At 56.8% G+C, this 13,099-nt stretch carries 12 protein-coding genes; 10 read left to right on the forward strand and 2 right to left on the reverse strand.

The genetic code is table 11. From position 1 onward, the window contains the following. Nucleotides 1-14: 14 nt before the first annotated feature. Nucleotides 15-500 carry a MarR family winged helix-turn-helix transcriptional regulator gene (locus FNY10_RS16355; RefSeq protein WP_131049390.1) on the reverse strand — a complete coding sequence of 162 codons (486 nt, stop codon included), beginning with the start codon at nucleotides 498-500 and terminating at the stop codon, nucleotides 15-17. Nucleotides 501-1,078: 578 nt separating this feature from the next. Next, on the reverse strand, nucleotides 1,079-2,218 hold the full coding sequence (gene queG, locus FNY10_RS16360; protein WP_100685550.1) for a tRNA epoxyqueuosine(34) reductase QueG: 1,140 nt from the start codon (nucleotides 2,216-2,218) through the stop codon (nucleotides 1,079-1,081). Between the two features lie 13 nt (nucleotides 2,219-2,231). Here queG and nnr point away from each other — a divergent pair, with 13 nt between their 5' ends. From nnr to FNY10_RS16410, 10 genes are all read left to right on the forward strand, one after another. Continuing rightward, the gene (nnr, locus tag FNY10_RS16365; protein WP_160702505.1) at nucleotides 2,232-3,743 is read left to right on the forward strand and encodes a bifunctional ADP-dependent NAD(P)H-hydrate dehydratase/NAD(P)H-hydrate epimerase; all 1,512 of its coding nucleotides are present in this window, start codon (nucleotides 2,232-2,234) and stop codon (nucleotides 3,741-3,743) included. Beyond that, entirely contained in the window at nucleotides 3,736-4,194 is a 459-nt protein-coding gene (gene tsaE, locus FNY10_RS16370; RefSeq protein WP_160702503.1) for a tRNA (adenosine(37)-N6)-threonylcarbamoyltransferase complex ATPase subunit type 1 TsaE, read from the forward strand. Before nnr ends, tsaE begins: the two co-directional genes overlap by 8 nt. Before the next feature lie 11 nt (nucleotides 4,195-4,205). Beyond that, complete coding sequence (gene amiB / locus FNY10_RS16375) at nucleotides 4,206-5,540, forward strand: N-acetylmuramoyl-L-alanine amidase AmiB (protein WP_100685553.1); 1,335 nt, start codon at nucleotides 4,206-4,208, stop codon at nucleotides 5,538-5,540. A 10-nt stretch (nucleotides 5,541-5,550) separates the two neighbouring features. Further along, nucleotides 5,551-7,416: a DNA mismatch repair endonuclease MutL gene (gene mutL, locus FNY10_RS16380; protein ID WP_160702501.1), complete on the forward strand. Its 1,866-nt coding sequence runs from the start codon at nucleotides 5,551-5,553 to the stop codon at nucleotides 7,414-7,416. Then, nucleotides 7,409-8,359 carry a tRNA (adenosine(37)-N6)-dimethylallyltransferase MiaA gene (miaA, locus tag FNY10_RS16385; protein ID WP_131049395.1) on the forward strand — a complete coding sequence of 317 codons (951 nt, stop codon included), beginning with the start codon at nucleotides 7,409-7,411 and terminating at the stop codon, nucleotides 8,357-8,359. Before mutL ends, miaA begins: the two co-directional genes overlap by 8 nt. 92 nt (nucleotides 8,360-8,451) lie before the next feature. Further along, nucleotides 8,452-8,760 carry an RNA chaperone Hfq gene (hfq, locus tag FNY10_RS16390; RefSeq protein WP_100685556.1) on the forward strand — a complete coding sequence of 103 codons (309 nt, stop codon included), beginning with the start codon at nucleotides 8,452-8,454 and terminating at the stop codon, nucleotides 8,758-8,760. 254 nt (nucleotides 8,761-9,014) lie between these two features. Next, nucleotides 9,015-10,295 (forward strand): ribosome rescue GTPase HflX, encoded by a 1,281-nt coding sequence (gene hflX, locus FNY10_RS16395; RefSeq protein ID WP_100685557.1) that lies wholly within the window; start codon nucleotides 9,015-9,017, stop codon nucleotides 10,293-10,295. A 65-nt stretch (nucleotides 10,296-10,360) separates the two neighbouring features. Continuing rightward, a complete protein-coding gene (hflK, locus tag FNY10_RS16400; RefSeq protein WP_141965508.1) occupies nucleotides 10,361-11,614 on the forward strand; it encodes an FtsH protease activity modulator HflK in 1,254 nt (417 codons plus the stop codon). Nucleotides 11,615-11,616: 2 nt separating this feature from the next. Further along, a complete protein-coding gene (hflC, locus tag FNY10_RS16405) occupies nucleotides 11,617-12,621 on the forward strand; it encodes a protease modulator HflC (protein ID WP_160702499.1) in 1,005 nt (334 codons plus the stop codon). A 219-nt stretch (nucleotides 12,622-12,840) separates the two neighbouring features. Beyond that, the gene (locus FNY10_RS16410) at nucleotides 12,841-13,038 is read left to right on the forward strand and encodes a DUF2065 domain-containing protein (protein ID WP_004857046.1); all 198 of its coding nucleotides are present in this window, start codon (nucleotides 12,841-12,843) and stop codon (nucleotides 13,036-13,038) included. The last annotated feature ends 61 nt before the right edge of the window (nucleotides 13,039-13,099 follow it).

The following is a 13,099-nucleotide window of genomic DNA, read 5'->3' on the forward strand; positions in this document are numbered from 1 at the left end:
AGCGTTCTCTCCTGTTACGGCAAGCTGGGAAGGGGGGTGGATACATCCTCAGTCTCCGGGGATTGAGCCATCTCCGACGGTCTTGAGGCATTGAGTTTCTGGAGCAGGTGTAGCAGTTGCTCACGCTCCTCTGCGGTCAAACCTTGACAGGTTCGATCGCTGGCTCGCGCAAGCCGGTGGGTGGCATCGGTGAGCACCTGTTTTCCGTGCGGCGTCAGAGTCAGGCCGCGGCTGCGACGATCGCGCCCTTCACTGCGCTCGATCAGACCGGCTTCAGCGAGTGCGTTTGCTATCTTCATCCCTGCCGCGCGATTAACGAGCAGCCGCTGGCCTAGCTCAGTCTGATCGCAGCCTGGTTGTTCGCGAATATGGACCAGGGCGGTGACGCGAGCGGGGGTCAGTTGTAGATCGACCAGCTCCTGCCTTGCCTCGTGATTGGACGTCAACGTCGCGAGCTGTAGCTGGTAACCGATGTCGTTGTTGAGTTGCGGTGACGGCATTGTGCATTCCCTATATTGTATCCAGTGGATACAATATAGGTGGAGGAAAACGAATATTGCAAGTTTATTTTTTGAACAATTAAGCGGGTTTTCTATCGACGACAGGGACTGCATCCGTCGCTTCTGGATTTGCTGCTGCGGTGGGACCTGTCGTGCGGGGTATCCGCTGGAGGGAAATTTTTCTGGCGTAAGGCTTGCTATCCGCGTGAAGCTAGTCCATAATCCTTACCTCTCTGCCGTCCGTATTTCAAAAAATATCGTGAAATCAAAAGGTTAGAGGCAAGCAGCCCGTTTATTTCCAGCATCCGCATTTCTCCACGAATTGAGTTTATCCACAGTGCAAAGTCGCACAGGGGATGCTTTCCACTGTCGAAAGAAAAATACTGTAAACAGAGTTATCCACAGATTAAACTCTCGCCGTCTGACGTCGAAAAACTTCAGTTTTTGAATGATATAAATATATCTATTTGATATTTAATAATAAAATTTCATTCCAAAGTGTTAATGCGATCACTTGACGAACGTCTGCGTGTTGAAACGCAATGTGTTTTTGTTTTTATTCACAGCCTGTGAATGAATCAGGCATCTCTCGGCAACCCTTTCTCAATCACCCGGACCAGACGCTGTTTCTTCGGCAATTGCACTTCGACGACGTTGGCATTGCGTTTGTCAATTTGTTGCGCCACCGCCCACTCAATGTGTTCATCGAGTAGTGGGTGCTCACCTCGGCGACTTTCCAGCGCGGTAAGATGTGCCTCATCCCAGGCCGCATTGCCCAATGCGACGGCAATATTGCGTAGCCAGCGCAGATGGCCAATCCGGCGGATGGCAGACCCCTCCGTCACCTTCAGAAAATGCGCCTCGCTCCAGGCAAACAGTTCTATCAGCGGCGGCGCATGCAGCGCCTGGCGTGGGCTGAAATCCGCTTCGTCGGTTAACTGCGAGAAGCGGTTCCACGGGCAAATCAGCTGGCAGTCATCGCAGCCGTAGATGCGGTTACCGATAAGCGGGCGAAGCTCCTCGGGAATGGCCCCTTCCAGCTCAATGGTCAGATAAGAGATACAGCGGCGGGCATCAACGGTATAGGGTTCGACAATCGCACCGGTGGGGCAGATAGTCATGCAGGCCACGCAACGGCCGCACTCTTCCGTCACCGGGCTGTCGATGGGCAGCGGAATATCAACGAGCAGTTCGCCGAGAAAAAAGAACGATCCGGCATCGCGGTTAAGGATCAGCGAGTGCTTGCCGGTCCAGCCAAGCCCCGCTTTTTCCGCCAAAGGGCGCTCCAGAATGGGCGCGGAATCGACAAACGGTCTAAAATTGAGCGAAGTACACTGTTCCTGAATCAGCTCTCCAAGTTTTTTCAGGCGGTTACGCAACAGCTTATGATAATCACGCCCGAGGGCATACCGGCTGACGTAACCCAGCGAGGGATCTTTCAGGGTGCGGGCAAAAGCGGCGTTGGCGGGGAGATAGTTCATCCGCACGCTGATCACGCGTAACGTACCGGGCTGGAGCTCATGGGGACGGGCGCGCATCATGCCGTGACGCGCCATCCATTCCATCTCGCCGTGGTATTGTTTATCCAGCCATGCCTGCAGTTTAGGTTCGCTGGCGCTGAGATCGGTATCGGTAATCCCGACCTGCTGGAACCCCAGTTCAGTGCCCCATTGCTTGATTTGCTGCGCTAACTTATTGAGATCGAGGGGCTGAGACATGATGGACCATACAATGACGAAAAACCCTGTAAGTATACCACACTTCATCTGGCTGGCGGATGCGCTGCGGCGCGCGGAAAAAGCGGCGGCGGACAGTCTGGGCCTGACGCTGTTTGAGCTGATGATGCGGGCCGGGGAAGCGGCTTTTCAGCGGGCGCGAGCCGACTATCCTGCCAGCCGGCACTGGCTTATCCTCTGCGGTCATGGCAATAACGGTGGTGACGGCTACGTGGTGGCACGCCTGGCGCAGGCCGACGGCATCGCCGTCACGCTGCTGGCCCTTGAGAGCGAAAAACCGCAGCCGGAAGAAGCCCGCGCCGCGCGTGATGCGTGGCTGAGCGCCGGTGGCACCATTCACGCCGCGGATATTCCCTGGCCACAGGATATCTCTCTGATTATCGACGGGCTGCTTGGCACCGGGCTGCATAGCGCTCCGCGGGAAAATATCGCGACCTTAATCCAGCGTGCGAATGCGCATCCTGCGCCGGTTTTGGCGCTGGATATCCCCTCGGGACTCAATGCGCAAACCGGTAGCACCCCCGGCGCGGTGATAGATGCGGCCTGCACAATCACCTTTATCGGCCTCAAGCCCGGGCTGCTGACGGGTAAAGCCCGGGATGTGGTTGGCCGCCTGTACTACCACGCGCTGGGACTCGAAAACTGGCTGGCCGCGCAGACGGTGCCGCTACGGCGTTTCGATGCGTCACAACTGGCCGACTGGCTCCCTCCCAGGCGTCCGACATCGCATAAGGGCGATCACGGTAAGCTGGTGATTATCGGCGGCGATCGCGGTACCGCCGGCGCTATCCGCATGGCCGGTGAAGCGGCATTACGCGCAGGCGCGGGTTTGGTGCGAGTGCTCACTCACAAAGAAAACATTGCCCCTGTTGTCGCCGCCAGACCTGAATTAATGGTCCACGAGCTGACGGCGCAGAGTGTTGATGACAGTCTGCAATGGGCCGATGTGGTGGCGATTGGCCCCGGCCTTGGGCAAAACGAATGGGGAGCCCAGGCGCTGCGCCAGGTACGGGATTGTCGCAAGCCGATGGTATGGGATGCGGATGCGTTGAACCTGCTGGCAATCAATCCCGATAAACGTCACAATCGTGTGCTGACGCCGCACCCCGGTGAAGCCGCCCGTATGTTGAACTGCAACGTAGCAGAAATTGAAAGCGATCGCTTACTTTCTGCGCAACGTCTGGTAAAACGGTACGGAGGTGTGGTCGTGCTGAAAGGTGCGGGCACGGTAGTGGCCAGCGAAGCAGGCGAGATGGCTATTATCGATGCCGGCAATGCCGGGATGGCCAGCGGCGGAATGGGCGATGTGCTGACCGGTATTATCGCCGCGCTGTCAGGACAACGGCTGACGCCGTATGATGCTGCCTGCGCCGGTTGTGTGGCGCATGGTGAAGCCGCTGATCGCCTGGCTGCCCGTTATGGCAGCCGCGGGATGCTGGCGACCGATCTCTTTTCCACGCTCAGGCGTGTTGTTAACCCGGATGTGATTGACCTGAACCATGATTAACCGAGTGATTTCTTTAGCCGATGAGCAGGCAACTTTAGACCTTGGTGACCGTATTGCGCAGGCCTGTACTGGCGCGACGGTTATCTATCTGTATGGCGATTTAGGGGCGGGGAAAACGACCTTCAGCCGCGGCTTTTTGCACGCGCTCGGCCATCGCGGGAATGTCAAAAGCCCGACCTATACGCTGGTGGAGCCCTACACGCTCGACAATCTGATGGTGTACCACTTTGACCTGTATCGTCTGGCGGACCCTGAAGAGCTCGAATTTATGGGGATCCGTGATTATTTTGCTAACGACGCCATCTGCCTGGTGGAGTGGCCGCAACAAGGTGCGGGTGTCTTGCCTGAGCCGGATGTCGAAATCCATCTTGCGTATCAGGCACAAGGGCGTGAGGCGCGCGTAACGGCGGTCTCTGCATTGGGTGAGTCTTTATTGACGCGTTTAGCCTGAAGGATAACGGGATGATCTATCGCATAACCAGTTGGCTGGCCGCGACGCTGATGCTGTTGAGCATTCAGGCCACAGCGGCAAGTTTATCCGATATCCAGGTTGCCAATGGAGATCAGCAGGCCCGTATTACGATTAGCTTTATCGGCGATCCCGAATACTCGTTCAGTCCGCAGGGCAAGCGTACCGTGGCGCTGGATATTAAGCAGAGCGGTGTGCTGCAGGGGCTGCCGCTGCTGTTTAGCGGCAACAATCTGGTGAAAAGCATTCGCGCGGGAACGCCGCAGGATACCCAGACTCTGCGCCTGCTGGTGGATCTGACGGAAGATGGTAAAACGCGCGCGGTGAAACAGCAAAACGGCTCAAACTACACCGTGGTTTTCACGATTAATGCCGATGCGCCGCCTCCGCCACCACCGCCGCCGCCGGTGGTGGCTAAACGGGTTGAAACGCCGGTGCAGCCATTACGTCCGGCTGAACCCGCGCGCAATCCGTTCAAATCGTCCGGTAGCGAACGACAAACGGCGATGACCAGCAGCCAGGGTACGGCGCGCCCGGTGAGCCGCGCGGTGGCGTCGGATGATAAGGTGATTATCGCCATCGATGCCGGTCACGGTGGGCAGGATCCTGGCGCGATTGGACCGAACGGCACCAAAGAGAAGAATGTCACGATTGCCATCGCCCGCAAACTGCGCGCGCTGTTAAATGCCGATCCGCTATTCAGGCCGGTGTTGACCCGCGATGGGGATTACTTTATTTCGGTGATGGGGCGTTCGGACGTGGCGCGTAAGCAAAACGCTAACTTCCTGGTATCTATTCATGCCGATGCGGCACCGAATCGCGATGCTACCGGCGCGTCGGTATGGGTGCTATCCAACCGTCGTGCGAACAGCGAGATGGCCGGCTGGCTCGAACAGCATGAGAAGCAGTCTGAACTGCTCGGCGGGGCGGGCGATGTGCTGGCGAACAGCCAGTCCGATCCCTACCTCAGCCAGGCGGTGCTGGATTTACAGTTCGGGCATTCTCAGCGCGTTGGCTATGATGTGGCAACGGATGTCTTAAGCCAGCTGCAGCGGGTGGGCGATCTGCATAAACGGCGTCCTGAGCATGCCAGCCTTGGCGTATTGCGCTCGCCGGATATCCCGTCGATCCTGGTGGAAACCGGCTTTATCAGCAATACCGGGGAAGAGCGTCTGTTGGGGAGCGACAATTACCAGCAGCAGATTGCCGAAGCCATTTATAACGGTCTGCGTAACTACTTTACGCAACATCCGCTTCAGTCGGCACCGCGCGGAGAGACAGCCCAGACCGCCAGCGCCACTTCGCCTGGCAGGACGTTGATTAATTAAGGAGTCAGTCATGCCGATTCAGGTTCTACCGCCGCAGCTCGCCAACCAGATTGCCGCAGGTGAGGTGGTGGAACGTCCGGCGTCGGTGGTGAAGGAGCTGGTAGAAAACAGTCTCGACGCTGGCGCGACGCGAATTGATATTGATATCGAGCGCGGCGGCGCAAAGCTTATCCGCATTCGCGATAACGGCTGCGGGATCAAAAAGGACGAGCTGGCTCTGGCGCTGGCCCGTCATGCCACCAGTAAAATTGCCACGCTTGACGATCTGGAAGCGATTATCAGCCTCGGTTTTCGCGGCGAAGCGCTGGCCAGTATCAGCTCGGTCGCCCGGCTGACGCTGACCTCCCGTACCGCGGAGCAGCAGGAGGCCTGGCAGGCCTACGCCGAAGGGCGCGATCAGGCGGTGACCGTCAAACCCGCGGCGCATCCGGTGGGAACCACGCTGGAAGTGCTGGATCTGTTTTACAACACGCCGGCGCGGCGCAAGTTTATGCGCACCGAAAAGACTGAGTTTGGCCACATCGATGAAATCGTCAGACGCATTGCGCTGGCGCGTTTCGACGTCACCATTAACCTCAGCCATAACGGCAAAGCGGTGCGCCAGTATCGTGCGGTGCCTGAGGGCGGCCAGCGCGAACGGCGGCTGGGCGCGATCTGCGGTATGCCGTTTCTCGAACATGCCCTGGCGATCGAGTGGCAGCATGGCGATCTGACCCTGCGCGGCTGGGTGGCCGATCCTTTACATACCAACCCGACGCTGGCGGAAATTCAGTATTGCTACGTCAATGGCCGCATGATGCGCGATCGTTTAATCAATCATGCGATTCGTCAGGCCTGCGAAGATAAGCTGGGGGCCGACCAGCAGCCGGCATTTGTGCTTTACCTGGAGATCGACCCGCACCAGGTGGATGTTAACGTCCACCCGGCGAAGCATGAAGTTCGTTTCCACCAGTCGCGTCTGGTGCATGACTTTATCTATCAGGGCGTATTGAGCGTGCTCCAGCAGCAGCTTAACGTCCCGCTGGCGGAAGAACATGAAGCCGAGCCGCTGCGCCCGACGGTCCCGGAAAACCGGGTGGCGGCGGGGGGGAACCACTTTGCCCAGCCGGCGGTGGCTCGCGAGCCCGCGGCGCCGCGCTATGGCAGCGAGACGCCGCGCCCGTCGTCGGGAGCCGCTGCTGCGGGTGCCGCCAGCTGGCCGCATGCGCAGCCCGGCTATCAGAAACAGCAGGGGGCGCTCTATCGCCAGCTGCTGGAAACACCAGCGGCGGAACGCAAAAGCAGCGTGCCAGCGCCTGCCGCGGACGGGCTATCCGGCCACAGTCAAAGCTTTGGCCGCGTACTGACTATCGTGGCGGGTGATTGCGCGCTGCTGGAGCGAGACGGCAAGCTGGCGCTGCTGTCGCTGCCGGTCGCCGAACGCTGGCTGCGGCAGGTGCAGCTGACGCCGGAGGTTGAAGCGGTGTGCGCTCAGCCGCTGCTGATCCCACTGCGGCTGAAAGCGTCCGCTGCGGAGAAAGCGGCGCTGGATAAAGCGCAGTCGGCGCTGGCGGCGCTGGGTATCGATCTGCAGTCTGACGCGCAACATTTGACGGTTCGCGCCGTGCCTTTACCCTTAAGACAACAAAATTTACAAATCTTGATTCCTGAACTGATAGGCTACCTGGCGCAGCAAAAGGCATTCGACGTCGGCAACATCGCGCAGTGGATCGCGCGTAATCTGGCGAGCGAACATGCGCAGTGGAATATGGCGCAGGCGATTACCGTGCTGGCCGACGTTGAACGTTTGTGCCCGCAGCTGGTAAAAGCGCCGCCGGGTGGTCTGTTACAACCTGTTGATTTACATTCGGCGATGACTGCCCTGAAAGATGAGTGATACCACCACGGCGAGCCTGCCTAAGGCAATATTTTTAATGGGCCCGACGGCCTCCGGTAAAACCGCCTTAGCGATTGCGTTGCGTAAAATTTTACCGGTAGAGTTGATTAGTGTTGATTCCGCCCTTATCTATCGAGGAATGGATATTGGCACTGCCAAGCCAGATGCCGCGGAGCTGAGCGCTGCGCCGCATCGGCTGCTGGACATTCGCGATCCGGCAGAGGCTTATTCCGCGGCGGATTTTCGCCGCGATGCGCTGGCTGAAATGGCGGAGATCGTCGCAGCCGGGCGCATTCCGCTGCTGGTTGGCGGAACAATGTTGTATTTCAAAGCGTTGCTGGAAGGGTTGTCGCCGTTACCGTCGGCGGATCCGCAGGTCAGGGCTAAAATTGAGCAGCAGGCAGCAGAGCAGGGGTGGCACGCGTTGCACCGGCAGCTACAGGAGATCGATCCCGTTGCCGCCGCGCGTATTCATCCAAATGATCCGCAAAGACTTTCCCGGGCACTGGAAGTTTTTTTCATTTCGGGTAAAACTTTAACGGAACTGACGCAAACGTCAGGAGACGCTCTGCCGTACCAGGTGCATCAGTTCGCCATCGCCCCGGCGAGCCGTGAACTGCTCCATCAACGCATAGAACAGCGTTTTCATCAGATGTTGGCTTCGGGTTTTGAAGCAGAAGTACGGGCGCTTTTTGCCCGCGGAGATTTGCATACGGATATGCCTTCCATTCGTTGTGTCGGATACCGCCAGATGTGGTCATATCTTGATGGCGAGATCCCGTATGATGAAATGGTTTATCGAGGTGTTTGCGCCACGAGACAGTTAGCAAAACGTCAGATGACCTGGTTACGCGGCTGGGAAGATATTCACTGGTTAGAGAGTGAACATCCTGAACAGGCGCTCAACAAAGTATTACAGGTAGTTGGTGCGAGCCAGGACTGAACGTGTACAATCAAACGGTATCGTGCGTAATTTTTTTTAAGAATCGTCAGGTTCTGAGTACAAAACAAGCATACATATAAGGAAAAGAGAGAATGGCTAAGGGGCAATCTTTACAAGATCCGTTCCTGAACGCTTTGCGTCGGGAACGCGTTCCGGTTTCTATTTATTTGGTGAATGGTATTAAGCTGCAAGGGCAAATTGAGTCTTTCGATCAGTTCGTGATCCTGTTGAAAAACACGGTCAGCCAGATGGTCTACAAGCACGCAATTTCTACTGTTGTCCCGTCTCGCCCGGTGTCTCACCACAGCAATAATGCTGGCGGCGGTACAAATAACTATCACCACGGTGGTAGCGCGCAGGGTTCATCTGCGCCGCAGCAAGACAGCGAAGACACCGAATAAGGTTGATGCTGTTTTTCCATGCCGGGGAGCCAGGTTCATTCGATGCGTTTCAGGTTGCAGAAAGGCGGCGCGTAGTGACTCCCCAGCCATTTGCGTAAGTAAATGACTGGGGTGAATAACAAATTTGCCAGGGGCAGATTTGAACGACGCGTGTGGCGGCCCGGCCAGAGTCGGGCAAGAAAGCCAACGTCCATGCGGCCTGAAAGACAACGGGTAACTGTGTTCCCCGCTGGTATTTTATAAGGGGTTTACGCTTGTTTGACCGTTATGATGCCGGTGAGCAGGCGGTGCTGGTACACATCTATTTTTCGCAAGACAAAGATATGGAAGACCTTCAGGAGTTTGAATCCCTGGTCTCCTCTGCCGGTGTCGAAGCAATGCAGGTGATTACCGGTAGCCGTAAAGCACCGCATCCAAAATATTTTGTTGGTGAAGGTAAGGCTGTCGAAATTGCGGAAGCCGTAAAAGCGACCGGCGCGTCAGTCGTGCTGTTCGATCATGCCCTGAGCCCGGCTCAGGAACGAAACCTGGAACGCTTATGCGAATGCCGGGTTATCGATCGCACCGGTCTTATTCTGGATATTTTTGCCCAGCGCGCGCGTACCCATGAAGGGAAATTGCAGGTTGAGCTGGCACAGCTGCGCCATATGGCTACGCGGCTGGTTCGCGGCTGGACCCACCTTGAAAGACAGAAAGGCGGAATTGGTTTGCGCGGCCCGGGTGAAACCCAGCTCGAAACTGATCGTCGACTCCTGCGCAACCGGATCATGCAGATCCTGTCGCGGCTGGAGAAAGTGTCAAAACAGCGTGAGCAAGGACGGCGGTCACGAGCCAAAGCCGATATTCCAACCGTCTCGCTGGTAGGCTACACCAACGCCGGAAAATCAACGCTGTTCAACCAGATAACGGAAGCCGAGGTCTACGCTGCGAACCAGCTGTTCGCGACGCTGGATCCGACGCTGCGCCGCATTGATGTTACCGATGTCGGCGAGACCGTACTTGCGGATACCGTTGGCTTTATTCGTCATCTGCCGCACGACCTGGTCGCGGCGTTTAAGGCCACTTTGCAGGAGACGCGTCAGGCGACGCTGCTGCTGCATGTGATTGATGCCGCCGATGTTCGGGTGCAGGAAAACATTGATGCCGTCAATACGGTACTGGCGGAAATTGAGGCCGATGAGATCCCGACGCTGCTGGTGATGAACAAAATCGACATGCTGGATGATTTTGAACCGCGTATCGACAGAGATGAAGAGAATAAACCGATCCGGGTCTGGCTCTCCGCCCAGACCGGGGTTGGCGTACCGCTGCTTTTTCAGGCTTTGACGGAACGGCTTTCCGGTGAAGTAGCGCAGCACACGCTGCGTCTACCGCCACGGGAAGGGCGGCTGAGAAGTCGGTTCTATCAGCTTCAGGCGATAGAAAAAGAGTGGCTGGAGGATGACGGCAGCGTGGGTCTGCAGGTGCGCATGCCGATCGTTGACTGGCGTCGCCTCTGTAAACAAGAGCCAGCGCTGGTTGATTACGTGATTTGACCTTGCAGCTTGCCTGAAGATATTAACCCCTGTGGGGATATCAAAAACAAATATGGAGCATATACATGGCGTGGAATCAGCCCGGTAATAACGGACAGGACCGCGACCCGTGGGGGAGCAGCAAACCTGGCGGCAACTCTGAGGGAAATGGCAATAAAGGCGGTCGCGAGCAGGGGCCGCCCGATCTGGATGATATCTTCCGCAAGTTAAGTAAAAAACTTGGCGGTCTCGGCGGCGGTAAAGGGGGCCAGGGGAGCGGTAGCGGCTCTCAGGGACCGCGTGGCCCGATGGGCGGACGCATTGTCGGCATCGTGGCGGCTGCCGCGGTTATTATCTGGGCTGCCAGCGGTTTCTATACCATCAAGGAAGCTGAACGTGGTGTGGTCACTCGCTTTGGTAAATTCAGCCATCTGGTTGAGCCAGGCCTTAACTGGAAGCCAACCTTTATCGATAACGTTCAGGCGGTAAACGTTGAGTCGGTACGTGAACTGGCGGCTTCTGGCGTCATGCTGACGTCTGATGAAAACGTCGTGCGCGTTGAGATGAACGTCCAGTATCGGGTGACCGATCCTGAGCGCTACCTGTTTAGCGTGGCCAGCGCGGACGATAGTCTGCGTCAGGCGACCGACAGCGCCCTGCGCGGCGTGATTGGCAAGTACACGATGGACCGCATCCTGACCGAAGGTCGTACCGTTATTCGTAGCGATACCCAGCGTGAGCTGGAAGAGACGATTCGTCCGTACAACATGGGGATCACCTTGCTGGACGTCAACTTCCAGACGGCGCGTCCGCCGGAAGAAGTGAAGGCGGCATTTGATGATGCGATTGCGGCGCGTGAGAACGAGCAGCAATACATCCGTGAAGCCGAAGCTTACACCAACGAAGTTCAGCCGCGAGCCAATGGTCAGGCGCAGCGTATCCTTGAAGAGGCGCGCGCGTACAAAACTCAGACCGTTCTCGAAGCACAGGGTGAAGTTGCGCGCTTTGCGAAGATCCTGCCGGAGTATAAAGCCGCGCCGGAAATCACCCGCGAACGTCTGTATATCGAAAGCATGGAAAAAGTGTTGAGCCATACCCGCAAAGTGCTGGTGAACGATAAAGGTGGCAACCTGATGGTTCTGCCTCTGGACCAGATGCTGAAAGGCGCCGGTGCCCCGGCGGCAAAGAGCGGTAGCAGTAGCGCGAGCGATCTGCTGCGTCTGCCGCCTGCATCCAGCTCAAGCAGTGCCAGCACCACGCCGACCACCACGGACGGCAGTATTATGGACCAACGCCGCGCTAACGCGCAGCGTAACGACTACCAGCGTCAGGGGGAATAACGATGCGTAAATCTGTTATTGCGATAATTGTCATCGTGCTGGTAGTGCTTTACATGTCGATTTTTATCGTCAAAGAAGGCGAGCGTGGGATTACGCTGCGCTTTGGTAAAGTTCTCCGCGATAGTGAAAACAAACCGCTGGTCTATTCGCCGGGTCTGCACTTTAAGATCCCGTTTATTGAATCAGTGAAAATGCTGGATGCGCGTATTCAGACCATGGACAACCAGGCCGATCGCTTTGTCACCAAAGAGAAGAAAGACCTGATCGTTGACTCCTACATCAAATGGCGTATCAGCGACTTCAGCCGTTACTACCTGGCTACCGGCGGCGGCGACGTCTCCCAGGCCGAAGTGCTGCTGAAGCGTAAGTTCTCTGACCGTCTGCGTTCCGAAATTGGTCGCCTGGATGTGAAGGATATCGTGACCGACTCCCGCGGTCGTCTGACGCTGGAAGTACGTGACGCGTTGAACTCCGGTTCAGCGGGCACAGAAGACGAAGTCAGTACGCCGGCGGCCGACGATGCTATCGCCAAAGCGGCAGAGCGCGTATCGGCGGAAACCAATGGTAAGGTGCCGGTCATTAACCCGAACAGTATGGCGGCGCTGGGTATTGAAGTTGTCGACGTACGCATCAAGCAGATCAACCTGCCGGCTGAAGTGTCCGAAGCGATTTACAACCGTATGCGCGCCGAGCGTGAAGCGGTTGCGCGTCGCCATCGTTCACAGGGTCAGGAAGAGGCTGAGAAGCTGCGCGCAGCGGCGGACTATGAAGTCACCAGGACGCTGGCTGAAGCGGAACGTCAGGGCCGTATCATGCGCGGTGAAGGTGATGCGGATGCGGCGAAGCTGTTTGCCGATGCGTTTAGCCAGGATCCGGGCTTCTATGCCTTTATCCGTAGCCTGCGCGCCTATGAGAATAGCTTCCAGAGCAATCAGGATGTGATGGTTCTCAGCCCGGACAGCGATTTCTTCCGCTATATGAAATCGCCAGATTCGGCTCGCAAGTAAGTTATCGCGTGAGTAAAAAGGCGCCTTGAGAAAGGCGCCTTTTTTATGGGCGAAGTTTAATAAATAACTTTTAACACAATAAGTTATAGGTTTTTTTGTGCGACACCCGTTCATAATGAACGTGAAATACCGGACAATGTCGCAGGGGTCTGTTTCCACATTACGCTGCCGCCGATGCCTGTCTGGGGCGGCGACGCGCTTTCTTTCTAAGGGTCCATAATGAACGCAACAATCTGGCTGGCACTGGCGCTGGTTTTAGTACTCGAAGGGCTCGGGCCGCTGCTTTATCCGCGCGCCTGGCGGCGGATGGTCGCGACCATGAGCCAGCTGCCGGATAATTTATTACGCCGTTTTGGCGGGGGGCTTGTGGTTGCCGGGTTTGTCATCTACTACATGTTGACGAAATCGATGACCTGATCAAAAAGTGGTCAGACTTGCCTGGAATTGAGTGCAAAAAGTGCTGTAACTCTGAAAAAGC

This window comes from Klebsiella sp. Lac1 (assembly GCF_009825425.1).
GTDB lineage: Bacteria > Pseudomonadota > Gammaproteobacteria > Enterobacterales > Enterobacteriaceae > Klebsiella > Klebsiella electrica.

Coding starts and splice junctions, on each gene's coding strand:
- FNY10_RS16355 (WP_131049390.1), bottom strand. CDS start 500: ATGCCGTCACCGCAACTCAACAACGACATCGGTTACCAGCTACAGCTC.
- nnr (WP_160702505.1), top strand. CDS start 2,232: ATGACGAAAAACCCTGTAAGTATACCACACTTCATCTGGCTGGCGGAT.
- miaA (WP_131049395.1), top strand. CDS start 7,409: ATGAGTGATACCACCACGGCGAGCCTGCCTAAGGCAATATTTTTAATG.
- hflC (WP_160702499.1), top strand. CDS start 11,617: ATGCGTAAATCTGTTATTGCGATAATTGTCATCGTGCTGGTAGTGCTT.
- FNY10_RS16410 (WP_004857046.1), top strand. CDS start 12,841: ATGAACGCAACAATCTGGCTGGCACTGGCGCTGGTTTTAGTACTCGAA.
- queG (WP_100685550.1), bottom strand. CDS start 2,218: ATGTCTCAGCCCCTCGATCTCAATAAGTTAGCGCAGCAAATCAAGCAA.
- hfq (WP_100685556.1), top strand. CDS start 8,452: ATGGCTAAGGGGCAATCTTTACAAGATCCGTTCCTGAACGCTTTGCGT.
- tsaE (WP_160702503.1), top strand. CDS start 3,736: ATGATTAACCGAGTGATTTCTTTAGCCGATGAGCAGGCAACTTTAGAC.
- amiB (WP_100685553.1), top strand. CDS start 4,206: ATGATCTATCGCATAACCAGTTGGCTGGCCGCGACGCTGATGCTGTTG.
- mutL (WP_160702501.1), top strand. CDS start 5,551: ATGCCGATTCAGGTTCTACCGCCGCAGCTCGCCAACCAGATTGCCGCA.
- hflK (WP_141965508.1), top strand. CDS start 10,361: ATGGCGTGGAATCAGCCCGGTAATAACGGACAGGACCGCGACCCGTGG.